This window comes from Pseudomonadota bacterium (assembly GCA_039033415.1).
GTDB lineage: Bacteria > Pseudomonadota > Gammaproteobacteria > Xanthomonadales > SZUA-38 > JANQOZ01.
This window is the reverse complement of record JBCCCR010000048.1, coordinates 14,464-30,452: the sequence shown is the minus strand read 5'-3', so window position 1 is coordinate 30,452 and position 15,989 is coordinate 14,464. Positions and strand designations below refer to the sequence as shown.

15 protein-coding genes are annotated in these 15,989 nt (G+C 60.3%); 1 reads left to right on the top strand and 14 read right to left on the bottom strand.

All coding sequences use genetic code 11. The annotated features are described in order from the left end of the window. The 14 genes from AAF358_25690 to AAF358_25625 form a co-directional block, all read right to left on the bottom strand. The coding region (locus tag AAF358_25690; GenBank protein MEM7708968.1) for a hypothetical protein at positions 1–536 on the bottom strand (536 nt) is incomplete at its 3' end. A 71-nt stretch (positions 537–607) separates the two neighbouring features. Beyond that, a complete protein-coding gene (locus AAF358_25685) occupies positions 608–1,690 on the bottom strand; it encodes a DNRLRE domain-containing protein (GenBank protein MEM7708967.1) in 1,083 nt (360 codons plus the stop codon). Between the two features lie 271 nt (positions 1,691–1,961). Beyond that, positions 1,962–2,747, bottom strand: coding sequence for a cobalamin-dependent protein (locus tag AAF358_25680; GenBank protein ID MEM7708966.1), 786 nt, complete (start codon positions 2,745–2,747; stop codon positions 1,962–1,964). Between the two features lie 463 nt (positions 2,748–3,210). Beyond that, the gene (locus AAF358_25675) at positions 3,211–4,479 is read right to left on the bottom strand and encodes a DEAD/DEAH box helicase (protein ID MEM7708965.1); all 1,269 of its coding nucleotides are present in this window, start codon (positions 4,477–4,479) and stop codon (positions 3,211–3,213) included. 166 nt (positions 4,480–4,645) lie between these two features. Further along, positions 4,646–4,831 (bottom strand): hypothetical protein, encoded by a 186-nt coding sequence (locus AAF358_25670; GenBank protein ID MEM7708964.1) that lies wholly within the window; start codon positions 4,829–4,831, stop codon positions 4,646–4,648. 72 nt (positions 4,832–4,903) lie between these two features. Further along, complete coding sequence (gene tfpZ, locus AAF358_25665; protein ID MEM7708963.1) at positions 4,904–5,653, bottom strand: TfpX/TfpZ family type IV pilin accessory protein; 750 nt, start codon at positions 5,651–5,653, stop codon at positions 4,904–4,906. Next, the gene (gene coaE / locus AAF358_25660; GenBank protein ID MEM7708962.1) at positions 5,650–6,264 is read right to left on the bottom strand and encodes a dephospho-CoA kinase; all 615 of its coding nucleotides are present in this window, start codon (positions 6,262–6,264) and stop codon (positions 5,650–5,652) included. The genes tfpZ and coaE overlap by 4 nt, the downstream gene beginning before the upstream one ends. Further along, positions 6,261–7,127 carry an A24 family peptidase gene (locus AAF358_25655; GenBank protein ID MEM7708961.1) on the bottom strand — a complete coding sequence of 289 codons (867 nt, stop codon included), beginning with the start codon at positions 7,125–7,127 and terminating at the stop codon, positions 6,261–6,263. Before AAF358_25655 ends, coaE begins: the two co-directional genes overlap by 4 nt. A 56-nt stretch (positions 7,128–7,183) precedes the next feature. Then, a complete protein-coding gene (locus AAF358_25650; protein ID MEM7708960.1) occupies positions 7,184–8,404 on the bottom strand; it encodes a type II secretion system F family protein in 1,221 nt (406 codons plus the stop codon). 4 nt (positions 8,405–8,408) lie between these two features. Next, positions 8,409–10,133: a type IV-A pilus assembly ATPase PilB gene (gene pilB, locus AAF358_25645; GenBank protein ID MEM7708959.1), complete on the bottom strand. Its 1,725-nt coding sequence runs from the start codon at positions 10,131–10,133 to the stop codon at positions 8,409–8,411. Positions 10,134–10,279: 146 nt separating this feature from the next. Further along, a complete protein-coding gene (locus tag AAF358_25640; GenBank protein ID MEM7708958.1) occupies positions 10,280–10,735 on the bottom strand; it encodes a prepilin-type N-terminal cleavage/methylation domain-containing protein in 456 nt (151 codons plus the stop codon). 79 nt (positions 10,736–10,814) lie between these two features. Continuing rightward, a complete protein-coding gene (locus tag AAF358_25635) occupies positions 10,815–11,297 on the bottom strand; it encodes a pilin (GenBank protein ID MEM7708957.1) in 483 nt (160 codons plus the stop codon). Between the two features lie 298 nt (positions 11,298–11,595). Then, positions 11,596–12,945, bottom strand: coding sequence for a sigma-54 dependent transcriptional regulator (locus tag AAF358_25630; protein ID MEM7708956.1), 1,350 nt, complete (start codon positions 12,943–12,945; stop codon positions 11,596–11,598). A gap of 81 nt (positions 12,946–13,026) precedes the next feature. Further along, positions 13,027–14,658, bottom strand: a complete 1,632-nt coding sequence (locus AAF358_25625) for an ATP-binding protein (GenBank protein ID MEM7708955.1) — start codon at positions 14,656–14,658, stop codon at positions 13,027–13,029. 166 nt (positions 14,659–14,824) lie between these two features. Between AAF358_25625 and sucC the strand changes: the two genes are divergently transcribed. Then, positions 14,825–15,985 (top strand): ADP-forming succinate--CoA ligase subunit beta, encoded by a 1,161-nt coding sequence (gene sucC, locus AAF358_25620; protein MEM7708954.1) that lies wholly within the window; start codon positions 14,825–14,827, stop codon positions 15,983–15,985. Positions 15,986–15,989: the final 4 nt, after the last annotated feature.

Genomic DNA, 15,989 nt, shown 5'->3' with positions numbered 1-15,989 from the left:
TGGGCCCGGCCCTTTAGGCGATCGCGCTCCTCAGCAAGGGTCGCGTTTTCGGTTTCCAGCTGGGTTGCTCGCTGAAGCACCGTCTCCAGCTCCAGCTTCGCCGACTCAAGCTCGCTGCCCTGAACCGTATTTTTGAGCAGCTCGGTTCGGACCCGGGAGAGCTTCCGAAGCTTGTCTTCGCGGTCGGCCAGGGTTGCGCGAAGCTGGTCCACCTCCTGCATCTTGCTTTTGGCGTTGAGCAGGTCGTCACGAAGGACCTGGATGGATTGCTCCCGCTGCTCCATGGAATCGCGGATGCGAACCATGTCTTTCTCGACGCTGCCAAACGACGCTTCCATCTCGCCGACTTTCGAGCGCAGTTCACGAACCTTGAGGGCCGCTGCGTCTCGAGCTTCGGTCGTAGCCTGCAGCTGAAGGCGCCAGTCTTTTTCCGCTTTCTTCAGCCGGCCGCCGGCAAACACGGTTTTGACCAGCCACCCGCCGAGGAAACCCAATACGGTCGACAGCAGTACCTTGATCAGCAGTTCCTGTTCCATCTCGTCATTTTAGACCGATCAGGAACGTTTGTATGCCGGGGTGAGATAGCCCGGCGGCACCCTTCCGGAAGTTAGCGGGTCTCGCCGCAGCTGATGCCGCTGACCGCCGTGAGCTGCGTCGCTTCAAAGCGTTTGTTGCCGTCGATGCCGCTGAGCTCAAACACTCCGGTCGTGCAGCCGCTGAGGGTCACGTCCAGGGTCCCCCAGTTCGTGAGCTCGGAGCCCGGCGCGGGCGTTTGGAAATCGCCTGAGGTACCTCCCAGGAGCATCGGCAGCGTGAGTGTCTGATCCTGCAAAAACGGTCCCGGCACCGTATCGGACACCAGCCACAGGCGGGCGCCGGTGGCGTCGTAGCCGAAGTAGAACACCGTAATGCTGTTGGCGATGCCTTTGCCGGCGGCCGGCGCTGATTCGATTACGTTAAAGCCGTCACCGGGTAGCGCCGCGTCGAACCAGAGTCCAGAGGCCGCCAACGGCGTGTCGGAGGCGCCTTCCGTGAAAGTGACGGCGAGCGTCGGGCGGTTCGCGGCGCTGGCGTTTTCCCGCGACCCCAGCCGTTTGGCGGAGCGTGTCGTCGAGCTTTGAGAGATTAGGATCAAGCCATTATTGGTTTCGCCATCAACCCAAGACTGCACGCGCGCCACAAACGCTGCGGTCGAGGGAAACGTGACGCTGCCGCTCGTATTGACGTCGGCCTGGGTCAGCTCAGCCGGATCAAAATCTCCGCCTTGAGTGGTCCACTCGTCGTTCGGAGAGGTCGCCAGACGCCACGTGGCGCCGCCGTCAGCGGCCGGCGCACCCGCGCCGCCGGCATTGGTGGGCGTTGAGGTTCCCTCGGTCCAGGCACTCGTGGTTTCAAAAACCGCAACCGGAATTGATGGGCCGACGCCCCGGGTGACCGCCATATTCAGCTCGACTGCCGTGATGGTCGCGCCGCCCGGAATTTGGGCAAGATCCTGGAACGCGAGCAGCGCTCGGCGCTGCCCGTTCTGAGCCTGGGCGGCGGTAATGCCGATAAAGAGATTGTCGTCCCCACCGCCCGAGTTATCCGACTCGGAAAAGATGCTGTTGTCGATGGTCGGGGACAAGGTCACCGTAGTCTGGGCCGCAGCCAGCTGTGACAGAAGCAGAAAACCTAGCAGGAGCATTCTCATCGTTCGGTTCCACAGGGATTGGATCCGTTTAATTTTAGCCTAACAGCGTGTTGAAAAACGCAGTTTTCGGTGCGCTGCTTTCAGCAAATGGATGTGCCGACATTTTCGATGGCTGTAAGTCATTGAAAATGTGAGCCAAGTGAAAATCACATTTTTCACTTGGCGTTGATGAAAAAGCTATGGATGGCTTTTCCAACAGCCTGCTAGATTCTTGCCGTGGTGTGTTAAACCGGTCCTATTGGGCTCGGCGGATCGCGAATCTGTCGGTGGCTCAGCCTGCGCGTTGCTCGAGGTCGGTGACCAACTGCTCAAGCTGGGTGATTGCGGACGGCACGCTGCCGGCAAATGCGTCAGCGTCCACCAGATCGACAATATCCGGCTCCATTTCGGTGATATGCCCGCTGACCAGAATAAAGCTGTGAGGTTTGCAGATCCGTAGCGACACCACCAGTCGGGCGAGATCAACCAGCGTTTCGGGGCGGCTCGCTGAGACTCCGATGATCGTATGGTCGCTCTGTTTCAGCGTCTGGATAAGCTGGTCGAGCGTCCGATGGGTCTCGAGCTGGATATCCCAACCCTTCTGTCGGAAAAGATCGGCTGCCATGGTGACGCCAAGCGTATGGTCGTCGTTAGGCATGCTGACAAAGAGGGCGTGTCGTTGTTGATCCGGAAGGATCGGTGCCAGGAAACGCCGCAGTCCGCGCATGATGGCGTAGATCCGGCCGGATGCCACGGTCACCTGCATAAACGTCACGCGGTCATCCTCCCAGCGATCGCCCAACATTCGCGCAGCTCCGGCGAGATAACCCAGGTAAATCGATTCCACCGAAACGCCGTCTCCGCGAGCCTGCATGATGATGTCGGCGGCGACCGCGCCGTCCTCGCCGGTGAGCGCGTCACAAAACGCTTCCAGGGCATGCTTGTCGAGTTGCCCCCCGGGCAGTACGTCGTCAGAGACCTGGGTCGACAGGTGGCTCAGGACCTCCTGAGCGAGCACGCCGACGGCCTCGTCTGACAGTTTCTGCAGCTGCGTTTCGTGAACCGAGTGAGCCCTCATGAAGGCTTCATGGTCGAGATCTGGTGCATCTGTGGATGGGTCCAATGCTGATACCCCTTGACGTCTCGATTTGCCGGGCGGATTTGCCTGCAACAGCGGCGAAGTGCCTGCTGCTGCCGATAGGTAAACGAGCTGTCGAGCATTCATCATGGACAAATCTCGACTGTCAGTCAAGATTTACAGAGCCTGCGCCGCCAGCAGGCTTCGTCTGAGGTCGCGCCTAGATAAACATTGTTAAACTTTAAGAATAAAAGCCCTATTAAAACAGAAACTTCGGCCAGCGAAGATGCGATGCCCGAAGACTACTGGTCTACCGGGTCTAAGGTTGTCTGCCGGTGGAGTGGGTAAATGATGAAAAAAGCCTGATTTTCGTCGATTTTGATGTCAATTATTTGTGACAGTGAGGGTCGACGAACTTGACAGGTAGTCCCGCCAAGCTGCCGTCCCGGCAGCACTTGTTCAATTATCGTGCACCCTGGCGGGGGGCGGATCGTCGGGCTTTGCGGCGTCGGGAGGGTCCCCCGCTTCGATCACCGCGGCGGGGCTTCGGTTTCTTCTGGGCGCCGTCGGATGACCCGCCCGATGGCCGGCTTTGTTTCGTCCGATCAATCTCGTAGCCAGGTCGAGTGATCCGGTCAATGCGGGTTTTCAGGAGTTTTTCAATATCTCGGAGCTGGCGCTGCTCGTCATCACAGTAGAGCGAGATGGCCTCCCCGGCCTGGCCAGCCCGAGCGGTGCGTCCGATCCGATGGACATAATCCTCGGCGGCGGCGGGCAATTCGTAGTTGACGACATGGGGGAGTTTTTCAATATCCAGCCCTCTGGCGGCGATGTCGGTGGCGACAAGAACGCGCACCTCACCAGACTTGAAGCCGGCGAGTGCTCTCGTGCGGGCACCCTGGCTCTTATTCCCGTGAATGGCGGCAGCGCTGATACCGTCTTTCTCCAGCTGGCCGGCAAGCCGGTTGGCGCCGTGTTTGGTGCGGGTAAACACCAGCACCTGCTGCCAGTTTCCCTGGCCGATCAGTTCAGACAGGAGCTCGCGCTTGCGACCCTTTTCTACCGGATAAAGACGCTGTGTGACCCGGTCTGCCGTGCTGTTGCGAGCCGCAACCTGGACTTCCACCGGCTCCCGGAGGAAGTCCTTGGCCAGCTTGCGGATGTCTTTGGAAAACGTTGCGGAAAACATCAGCGTCTGACGCTGGTCGGGCGTAGCCCGGACAATCCGGCGGATGTCGTGGATAAAACCCATGTCCAGCATACGGTCCGCCTCGTCGAGCACCAGGATTTCAAGCGCCGACAGATCAACCGTTTGCTGGCCGACGTGGTCGAGCAGGCGGCCCGGGGTCGCCACGAGAATATCGACTCCCTGGCGAAGCCTGTTGAGCTGCGGACGTATGCTGACCCCGCCGTAAATCTCTGCCGACCGGAAACGCAGAAACTGCCCATAGTCCTTCACCGATTGATGCACCTGGGCAGCCAGCTCCCGGGTTGGTGTCAGGACCAGCGCACGGACCGTCCCGCGCCGCTGAGTCTCCAGCAGCACCCGCTGAAGCAGCGGCAGGGTGAAACCCGCGGTTTTGCCGGTGCCAGTCTGGGCGCCGGCCAGCAGATCATGCCCAGCAAGAACGGCCGGAATGGCTTCCGCCTGAACGGGCGTCGCTTCACGGTACCCTTGCTCGGATGCTGCACGCAGCAGTTCGGGCGCGAGCCCCAGTTGATCAAATTGCATAACGATTTCCTGCGCGAGACCGAGACGACCAGGCGTCCTGGCCAGGCCAATTTTTTGGCCTAAGCGGGTGGTGCCAGGGACATAACGGCCATTCAGGCCATGTCGCCCCGGCGACGAAAGGCGCGCACCTTAACACACCCGCCGTCGAGATTGCCTGAAGAGCTGGTCAGCGCCGGGTTTTCGCCCCCGCGGATGCCGTTCCGGCAAACGTCTGGCGCGCCTCTTCATAGCGATCGGATGGCACCAGGCAGCCGTCAGGTAACCGCATCAGGTAGCGGCCGTCATAGGCCGTATCCAGCCGGTAGTTATGTTTGAGCCGCAGCGCGCCGTTGATTTTGAAGAAACTGTCCACGTTTTTTAGCCTAACAGACGGCCGGGCGTCGTTCGATGCAAACCGCGGCTGATACCTGGTGCGAAGGTAGGGTCACTCACCCCAGGGATCGACGGCAAAAATCTTCAGAATCTCCCCGGTACGGGAGTCGACCAGCGCCGTCAGGAAGTTGATGCCAACCTTAAGCGGCAAAACCACCGTAGAGCTGGCTTCGCGACTATTGTCCTCGAGGAAAGCGGCAATGGGCGCGCCGTCCTCCGGCCGGTTCTTGAGCAGCTGAACGGTGCTTAGGGAACGGGCGAGCACAGCGTCCGTATGCTGTTCATAATCGGAATAGGTCTCCGGAAAGTAGTTTAGATCCGTTCCTGACAGGGCAGCCATCATCAGCTCTTGCTGCCGATCCACGTCGCGGGGTTTGATCGCAACGGCGAGCCTTGGGCCAGTCCAGGATTTGGTTCTAAATCGCTCTTCCGACCCCAAAGCCAGCAGCTCATCTTCCAGATCGTTGGCGCGAACGAGATGAAAGCGATCGCCGACGTGAACAAGAAACACCGGTCTAGCCTCGATCACCACCCACATCCCGTAGACGAGGGCAGCGACCTGCAGGAGCGCAATCACCGTCAGATCAAATTTCAGGCTGGGCTTCCCGATTTTAAAAACCAGGAGCGTCAGCAGTGGGCCAATCACCACGTCCACCGACAGGAGGATAGCCAGCAGCTTGAATCCGCCGCTCGCCTGAAAGTACTCCCATGGATACATGACGCCGAGCATCACCGCCACTGCAGCCGCTGCAATCCCGGCGCTGATGAGTAGATGGATACCTGATGCCTTCCAGCGTGTCATGCCGGGTTCCTCTTTTCTTTGGCCTCTACAAGGTAGCGCTGGTGCAGTAGCTCCACCTGCTCGGGCAGCGCTTCCAGCGCGCCGTTGTTGTCGATCGTGTCATCCGCAAGCGCCAGCCGCTGGTCCCGGCTGGCCTGGGCGTCCAGGATTCCGGCGATTTGACTATCGGACAAACCGTCTCTGGCCTTGAGCCGATCGATCTGGGTCTGGGTCGATACGTCGACGACCAACACGCGATCAAAATGATAATGCTGTGCAGATTCGGTTAACAGCGGGACGTCAACCACGCAATAGGGGCCGTCAGCATTGGTGATCTGCCGCGCCATTTCGGCTCGAACCATGGGATGCACAATCGCCTCGAGCCGAAGCCGAGCGCCGGGGTCGGAGAACACCCGCTCCCGCATCGCCGGTCGGTTCAGCTCACCGTCTTCGGTCAGCATGGTCTCACCGAACGCTTTGACGACGGCGCGCAGTCCCGGCGTGCCGGCAGCCACGACCTGATGGGCAATCAGATCAGCATCGACCAGCGTCGCGCCGCGTTCCACGAACAGCTGCGCAATCGTGCTTTTACCCGACGCGATACCGCCGGTCAGACCCACCTGGTAAATCATGACAGCCCGCTGAATTCCAGATAAGTGCCGATGATTCGTTCGCCCCAGATCATCGCCAGCCAGCCGGCGGCGGCAATGTAGGGCCCAAACGGAATGGGGATGTTTCGGTCTTTGCCGGCAAAGATGATCAGGCCGATGCCGACAACCGCACCTACCAGCGAAGACAGCAGGATGACCAGCGGCAGAATCTGCCAGCCGAGCCACGCGCCGAAGACAGCGAGCAGCTTGAAGTCGCCATAGCCCATACCCTCTTTGCCCGTGGCCAGCTTGAACAGATGGTAGACCAGCCAGAGCGACAGGTAGCCAGCCGCGGCGCCGATGACCGCACTCGTGAGATCGGTAAAGACGCCGGCGGTATTCAGCAGCAGCCCGGCCCAGAGCGCCGGCAAGGTAATGACATCCGGCAGCAGCTGTTCTCGGATGTCGATGACGCTGAGCGCCACCAGGGCCCAGGTCAGCGCCATCGCAAACCCGGCTGCCCAGGTGAAGCCGAAGCGCCACGCGACAATCACGCTGAGTAGCGCCGTCACCGCCTCGACCACGGGGTATTGCGCGGATATCGGCGCGCTGCAGTTGGAGCATTTGCCTCTGAGAAACAGATAGCTGACCAGCGGGATATTCTCGAGCGCGGTGATCTGGTGCCCGCAGTGAGGGCAGGCTGAGCGACCGAAAACCAGGTCCGGCGGCGCCTCGAGATCGAGCTCTGGCTGCTCCAGAAACTCATTGACCTGAAGCTTCCAGTCGTGCTCGATACGCGCCGGCAGGCGCAGGATTACGACGTTGAGAAAGCTGCCGATCAGCAGCGAATATAAGAAGACCACGCCGAGCCAGATTGGCAGGCTGGAAGAGAGCAGTTCGATCATGGAAGGCGTCTACCGGGCCGCGGAGTGATGTCCCCGGGCCCGGCCCAAAGATTCTTTTAGACGACCGCTGCCAGCTTGAAGATCGGCAGATACATACCAACAACCAGGCTGCCCACCAGACCGCCGATGATCACCATGATGATCGGTTCGAGCAGACTGCTGAGCGCATCCACCGCCTGGTTCACCTCGTTCTCGTAGAACTCGGCGACCTTCTTCAGCATCTGGTCGAGAGCGCCGGCCTCTTCACCGATCGCGGTCATCTGCACCACCATGTGGGGAAACAGATCAACCTGGCGCATGGCGAGCTGAAGCTGGTGACCCACCGACACGTCTTCTCGAATCTGCTTCACCGCGTTGCCGTAAACCTGGTTACCGGTGGCACCGGAGACCGTCTCCAGCGCGTCGACCAGCGGCACGCCGGCGGCGAACGTTGTCGAGAGGGTGCGAGCGAAGCGGGCGATGGCGGAGTTGTGCATGATTTCGCCGATCACCGGAATCTTGAGAACGACCCGATCCAGAAAATGCGCAAACGCTTTGGAACGCTTCTTGGCAAAGATGATCGAGGCGATCCCGCCGCCAAATACGATTCCAAGAATCCAGCCGTCGGACTGAAGCCACTCGGACAGGCTGATGATGCCGGCCGTGAACGCCGGAAGGTCTGCACCGGCGTCCTGAAAGATGACCTCAAACTGAGGCACCACATAAATCAGCAGAACCAGCGACACGATGACCGCCACGCCGATGACGGCGGCTGGATAGAACAGCGCCTTCTTGATCTTGGATTTGATTTCCTCGATGCGCTCTTTATAGGTGGCGATTTCATCGAGCAGCGTATCAAGTACACCCGCCTGTTCACCCGCGGCAACCAGGTTGACGTACAGCTCGTCAAACTGGACCGGGTGTTTTGCCAGCGATTCACTTAAGGAGGAGCCAGACTCAATGTTGTTTTTGATGTCGACCAGCATGTCTTTCATGCGCGGGTTGTTCTGACCGCCGGCTACGATGTCAAATCCCTGAACCAGCGGCACGCCCGCCTGCATCATGGTGGCTAGCTGCCGCGAGAACACCGCAATGTCTTGCGGTTTGATCGACTTGCCTGAGGCGCCGAAAAGCGGCTTGGCTTTTTTCCGAACCTTGGTCGGGTTGATACCCTGACGCCGCAGCTCAGCTTTGACGAGGTTGACGTTCTTAGCCGTCTGTTCGCCCTTGATCTTGGAGCCGCGTTTGTCGGTCCCTTCCCAGGTAAAAACCGGGAGCTCTATCGCCTTGGTCGCCATAGGTTCAGTCCTTCGTCACTCGGTTGATTTCCACGAGGCCGGTCACGCCTTCGCGGACCTTGTTCATCGCAGACACGCGCAGATCGCCAATGCCGTCCTCTTTGGCCTGATCGCCGATCTGCAGTGCATTCCCGCCAGCTAATATGATTCGCTGGATCGATTCTGTGATGGGCATCACCTGATAGATACCCACACGTCCTTTATAGCCTTCGTTGCAGCTGGTGCAGCCCTTGGGCTCGAACACGGTCAGATCCTGCAGTTCGTCCTCGCTGAAGCCCTCGGCCAGCAGCGCTTCCTCCGGAACATCGGCCGGGATCTTACAATCATGAAGTCGCCGGGCCAGACGCTGAGCGATGACCAGCGTGACGGAAGAGGTGATGTTGAACGGCGCGATGCCCATGTTCATCAGTCGGGCGATGGTTTGCGGCGCGTCGTTGGTATGTAGGGTGGAGAGCACCATGTGACCGGTCTGTGCGGCCTTGATGGCAATTTCGGCCGTTTCCAGGTCACGGATCTCCCCGACCATGATCACGTCCGGATCCTGGCGCAGGAAGGACCGGAGCGCGGCGGCAAACGTCATGCCCTGTTTGGTGTTCTGCTGAACCTGGTTGATTCCGGAAACTCGAATTTCAACCGGGTCTTCGGCCGTAGAGATGTTGCGGCCCTCGGTATTCAAAATGTTGAGCGCGGTATACAGCGAGACCGTTTTGCCGCTGCCGGTCGGCCCGGTGACCAGCACCATGCCGTAGGGTTTGTGAATGGCGTCCAGGAACAGCGCCTTCTGCTCTTCCTCATAGCCGAGCTTGTCGATCCCCATCTTGGCGGCAGATGCGTCGAGGATCCGCAGCACAATCTTTTCCCCAAACAGCGTGGGGCAGGTGCTCACCCGGAAATCGATGGCGCGGGTTTTTGAGATATTCAGCTTGATCCGGCCGTCCTGCGGAATCCGTTTTTCGGCGATATCCAGGCTGGACATGACCTTCAGGCGCGCGGCCAGCCGCGGCGTCATCTTCACCGGTGGGGACGCCATTTGCTTGAGCACGCCGTCCATGCGGAAGCGCACGCGGTATTTCTTTTCGTAGGGTTCAAAGTGAATGTCGGACGCGCCACGCTTGATCGCGTCGAGCAGCACCTTGTTGACGAACCGGACAACGGGCGTGTCGTCCGTGCCGCCGGCCTCAACGCCTCCCGAATCTTCGTGCTGAAGATCGTCGGTGTCGGTGAAATCGACGTCGTCCAGGCCTTCCTCGTCGCCCAGATCCTCCATGATCTCATCGGCGGCGCTGAGCGCGTTGTCGATCGCAACGCCCAGCTCGTCGTCGCGAACCAAGATTGCCTCCACGGCCAGATTGGCGTGGAACTTGATTTCGTCGAGTGCCCGCAGATTGGTTGGGTCGGAAACACCGACATACATACGGTTCCCGCGTTTGTACAGCGGCAGTGCGCGGTGACGGTTGATCAGATTCTCTGATACCAGCTTGACCGGCGCCTGGGACAAGTCCAGGGCCAAAACGTCAAACAGGGGAATACCAAACTCTTCGGAGGCCAGGCGGCCAATATCGCCGGAGTCGACGATGCCGTTTTCGACCAGATAAGTGACGAGCGGCAGCTTCTGCTGAGTGGATTTTTCCTGCGCGCTGGCTGCGTCCGCGCCGGAGATCAACTCCTCGGCTACCAGCCGGCGAGCCAATCCGCTAAGCGAGATGGTTGAAGCCCCTGTGGCAGCCATAACATTGCCCTCAAATCAATATGTTCCGAACGGAAGCTAAGGTTACTACTTGACGCGTCAGAAAGTAAGGGTCGCCTTGTGGCGGATTGTTACTGAACGCCGTCTGGACGGGCGGTTGGGCAGGTCGCCTCGTCCCCGTGGCGCTGTTAGCCCTGGCAGGAGCCAGGCTTGTAGCGGGGGGTGAGCGTTGTTCCGTCAGCCGGATCGCCGCAGACCCATCCGCGAATCTCGACGCCCTGGATAATCGGGCTCATGGTCAGCGCCTGTCCATCAGCGATGCCTGCGCCGAGGTTCTGCGTCAGCGCGGTGATGATCCCCGCTGGACCGATGGTGGTGCCATTGGCCTGGACGTGCCGCGATCCGTTGTTGTCGCAGAGTCCGAAAGCCTGAATGTTGACGCCGGTGTTGATCTGATTCCAGCCATTGTTCTCGTTGTAGAAATCGATGGCGGATAGCTTGCACGCGGCCATGGACCCCAGAACTTCACTTACCCTGGCTCGAACCTGAAAGTCTCGGTAGGCCGGGACGGCAATCGCTGCCAGGATCCCGACGATCGCGACGGCAATCATCAGTTCGATCAGTGTGAAGCCCTTTTGTCTCATGTCGTCTCCTGCAGCGGCAGCGGGTGATGTGGAACCGCCTCCCGAAGGAGGCGGTCCGTGTTGCGTTGGTCCTGCCGGCTTAACCCTGGCAAGAACCCGGGCGATAGCGGTTTTCGATGGTTGAACCACCGCCGCCGCAGATCCACTCGTAGATGTCAGTGCCACCAGCGATCGGAATAGCGGCCTGGGCGTTGTCGACCGGAGCCATCTCGATGGTGCCGTTCACGGGCAGCGCACCGGTGTTCTGCTCCTGGGCAGTGATGATGCCGTCGGCAGCAACTACCATGGAGAGAACGTGACGTGAGCGGTTACCAGCGCCGGCGTCGTCCTGGCAGATGTTCGGATCGATCGGCGCGCCAAGGCGGTTGGTGAAACCGTCGTTTGACTCGTAGAACTCAGCAACCGTGGTCTTACAAGCGCCCATGGCGGCCAGGATCTCAGAGACCTTGGAACGGATCTGGAAGTCGCGGTAGGCCGGAATAGCAATTGCGGCCAGAATACCGATGATTGCAACAACAATCATCAGTTCGATCAGGGTGAAACCTTTTTGTTGCTTACGCATGACGTAAATTTCCTCTCAAAGTAAAAACACAATCAAGTTTAATGAGCTGGCCGAGGTGGCCCCCGTTTGAGCTTCCTTGCGCTTAAGGGTCACCCGACAGCGCGGCTCGACAAGACTCGGGAGGAATAAAGCAGGGACCGTGCCAAGTTATGTTACCAAGTGTTAACTAGCTGATATCACGGAAAAAAATGGATTTTGATGACACAGCTTGTGACCGGTTTCACACTGTGGATCGGGACCTTCGTCCGGCCGCTAAGTGAGATGAAGGTCACATGGTGACGCTCAGCGTCACATATGGTCACTCCAGGTTCAGTTTCTTCAGGCGGTAGCGCAGCGCGCGGAACGTGATGCCCAGTTTCTTGGCCGCAGCGGTCTTGTTGAAGCGGGTTTCCTCCAGCGCCTGCATGATCGCGTCGCGCTCGATGTTGCCGATGAATTCCTCCAGCGGCACATCGCCACGCTGGGCGATCTCATCCGACAGGCTGCCGCTGGGGGTCGCTTCAGCTGGCTGGAGCTGCAGATCGGAGCGTTGGATGATGTCGTCCTCGCAGAGCGTCACAGCTCGTTCCAGCACGTTGCGCAGTTCCCGCACGTTGCCGGGAAACGCGTAGTCCGTCAGGGCGCGCATCGCCGGCTCGCTGACCGTGACCGGCTCCATACCCCACTCGCCGGCGATCTGGGTCAGGAAGTGTTGCGCCAGAAGCTTGATGTCGTCCGGCCGCTCCTGAAGGTTAGGCATGCGCAGCTCGATGACGTTGATCCGGTAGTAGAGGTCCTGTCGAAAGTCCCCGGACTCCACCAGTCCCATCAGATTCTTGTGGGTTGCCGAGAGAATCCGTACGTCCACCGGACGCTCCTGGGTCGCGCCGATCGGTCGGACCGATTTTTCCTGGATCACCCGCAGCATTTTGACCTGCATCTGCAGGGGCAGGTCCGCGACTTCGTCGAGAAAAATGGTGCCGCCGGTGGCGGCCTCGAAAAGCCCCTGCTTGTCAGCGCTGGCGCCGGTAAAAGAGCCCTTTTTGTGTCCAAAAAACTCGCTTTCCATCAGCTCGCTGGGAATCGCTCCACAGTTGACGGCGACAAAAGGGGCAGCGGCGCGCGGTCCGCGCTCGTGGATCATGCGCGCCGCCAGCTCTTTGCCGACACCGCTTTCCCCGCTGATATGGATCGGCGCCTGGCTCCGGGCAAGCTTCTCAATCTGCTTGCGTACCGCTCGAATTTGGCTGGAGCTGCCCAGCAGGTCGTTCTTCTGGCCACTCTCTTGTTCCTTGGGCAGCTTGCGAACCTTCAGCGCCGTGCTGACCAGGGTCCGTAGGTCGCCAAGGTCAACCGGTTTGGAGACAAAATCGAAGGCGCCAGACTTGAGGGCTTCAACCGCCGCTTCGGTGTTTCCGTGCGCGGTGATCATCGCGACCGGCAGCCCCGGGTGGTGCTTGCTGATGTGCCGCACAATCTCGATGCCGTTGCCGTCGGGCAGCCGCATGTCTGTAAAACACAGATCGAAACGGTGATCGCCCAGAAGGTCTCGCGCATCGCCGCAGCTCGCCGCGGTTTTGACGTCCACATCCATGCGGTTGAGGGTGATTTCCAGCAGCTCCCGGATATCGGGCTCGTCGTCGATGATCAGCGCCAGCGGGTTACTCATCTCGCCATTTTCCCTGTGAATATTGCCGTCCATGGGGATGACTTATGCAAGGATCAGGCCCAGTTACGGCAACATCTGCCGTCAAGCGTCCATCTCCGCCCCAGCCGGTCGTTGAAGTGAGATGCGAAACAGGCTGCCGTGGCCTTCCTCGCCGACTTGGTATTCCAAGATCGCCTGGTTTGAGGCGCAGATCTGCTGACACAGGTACAGTCCCAGGCCCGTGCCGTCGCTGGCCGTGGTGAAAAACGGTTCAAAAATCTGCTGCCGCTGTGCCTCGGGGACTCCCGGCCCCTGATCTGACACTTCGATCAGCGGCGATTTCAGGTCATCGGTGGCTCGCGCGGCCAGCGTCACCATCGCCGGCTGATCCGGCGCATGGCCGTAGCGAAACGCGTTCTGGCACAGATTCCAAAGCACCTGCTGGAGCTGGCTGGGGTCCACGAGCGCGGTTAGGTCCGCGTCCTCAACGGCCACCTGAACGCTGTGGTCGCCCATTTCGTGATCGCGCCGCAGCTCAAACGCAAAATTTTCGAGCCAGTCTTTCAGGCGCAGCGACTCGGGTCGGGGCGGCTCCTGCCGGGCCAGCTGCAGCACGTTTTCGATAATGTCGTTCATGCGGCGGCAGTGGCGCAGGATGATCTCGGTGAGCCGCTGATCGGCGGCCACCAGCTGATCCGACTCCGCCAGCAGCTGCCCTGAATGGCTGATCGCCGCCAGGGGGTTGCGGATTTCGTGGGCGATGGTCGCCGATAGTCGTCCCAGAGAGGAAAGGGTCATCTCCTGGGCTCGGCGCGAAACGATCGAGCTGTCTTCGAGAAAAATCAGCGTCTCTGACTGCTGAGAGGCGCTGAGACGCGCGAAGCGCGGCACCACAGCGGGGACCCCATTGGCGAGGGTCAGCGACTCATTCCGGTGGCGGCCGGTTTTTTGCCAGTGGCGCAGGTTTTCCAGAACCTCGGGCGCCAGCTCAACCAGCTCGCCGACCCGGCTAGGGGGCATGCCCATCAGATACCAGGCGGCATCGTTCATCACGTGGCAGCTCTCCTCCGGGTCCACGATCAGGATTCCGGTGCGCATCCGAGCCACGATCAGCTGGTTGAGCCGGGACAGCTGGGCCAGGTCGACCGACTGTTGCACCGCCAGCTGCTGAGATTCGCGGGAGCGCCGGGCCAGGTAATGCCCGAGCAGCGTGGTGACAAAATACGTGGCGCCCAGGCTGCCGGCCGGCGCCAGGGTGGAGAAGGTCTGTGTACCGTCGATCACCTGCACCAGGGTTTGCCATAGCAGCACCAGGGCCGCGAGGCCGGCAACCGACAGACCCATCTTGAGAGGAAAGACCACGCCCGCAACGGCTGTTGAGCCCACCAGCAGTGTGCCCATGCCGCTGTCGAGTCCGCCCAGCGCGGTCATCATGAGCATGGTGCCGACAATATCGAACGCGAAACCAACGGCCGAGCGAAACAGCAGCGCACCGCGGCGGGTTCGACCGAGGTACAGCTGGACCGGGGCAAAAAAGATAAATGCCCAGGTGATCACCTGGCCCCATTGGCGAGCCTCGCCGCTAACCGTGTCCGTCAAAATCGGCGTGAAGAGCAGGCCGGCAAACAGCACGGCCACAAAGCAGCGGTATAGGTTCAGGTAGTCCATGGCCTGGGCGGAAACCAGGTCGTTGATGAACAGCTGATCGCTGATTCGGGGGCGGAGTTCGCTCAAGGTCTATGGCGCTGAAAATCGATTGCCTGCTGACTATAACCCGGTTTGTACATGCTTGCGGTGTTGGGCGACAATACGACGTCGGCTTCGGGTGACCTGACTGATCAAGCGGTCCACCCGGTCGGCCTCCGCATCCAGTCGTGAAACCTTAAGGATCAGACGATTAATGAATTTTCATGAGTATCAGGCGAAAGACCTGTTCGCTGCGTACGGCCTGCCGGTGCCGCGCGGCGTGGTGGCAAAGACCGCAGATGAGGCGGTAGCCGGCGCCGAGGAGCTCGGCGGCGAGGTTTGGGTCGTCAAGGCCCAGGTGCATGCCGGAGGGCGCGGGAAGGCCGGCGGGGTCAAGCTGGCCAAATCGATTGATGAAGTGCGGGAACTGGCCGGCAACATGCTCGGCATGACCATCGAAACCTATCAGACCGGCGGTCTGGCCATGCCGGTCAACGAAGTGCTGATCGCTGAGGGGATCGATATTGACCAGGAGCTCTATCTGAGTGTGCTGGTCGATCGCGCCAATAAGTGCATCACCTTTATCGGGTCAGCCGCGGGCGGCGTCGACATCGAGCAGGTGGCCGCCGAAACGCCCGACAAGATCTTCAGCGTTGAGGTCGACAACACCGAAGGCCTGCAGCCCTACCAGTGTCGCAAAATGGGTTTTGCGCTGGGCCTCAACAGCAAGCAGGTCCGCCAGCTGACCGCCATCATGCAGGGGCTGGATCGGCTGTTTCGCGAAAAGGACCTGTCGCTCGTGGAAATCAACCCGCTGGTGGTGATGGCCGATGGGAACCTGCTTGCGCTGGACGCGAAGGTCAACGCCGACTCCAACGGCCTGTTCCGCCACCCGGATCTCGTCGCGATGCGCGATGTCACGCAGGAAGATCCGACGGAGGCCCGGGCGGCTGAGCACGATCTGAGCTACGTCACGCTCGACGGCAACATCGGCTGCATGGTCAACGGTGCCGGGCTCGCCATGGCGACGATGGACGTGATCAAGCTGAACGGCGGTGAGCCCGCCAATTTCCTGGACGTTGGTGGCGGCGCCACGGCGGAGCGGGTGGCTGAGGCCTTCAAGCTGATCACCGCCAGCGACGGCGTCAAAGCGATCCTGGTCAATATTTTCGGCGGCATCGTGCGCTGCGATCTGATTGCGCAGGGCGTGATCACGGCCTACCAGGAGGTGGGCGTCCAGGTGCCGGTGGTGGTGCGACTGGAAGGCACCAACGCGGAACAGGGGCAAAAAATGCTGGACGAGTGTGATCTGGAAATCACCTCGGCAGCTAACTTGAACGACGGCGCGCTGAAGGCCGTCGCGGCTGCCGGCTAAGGAA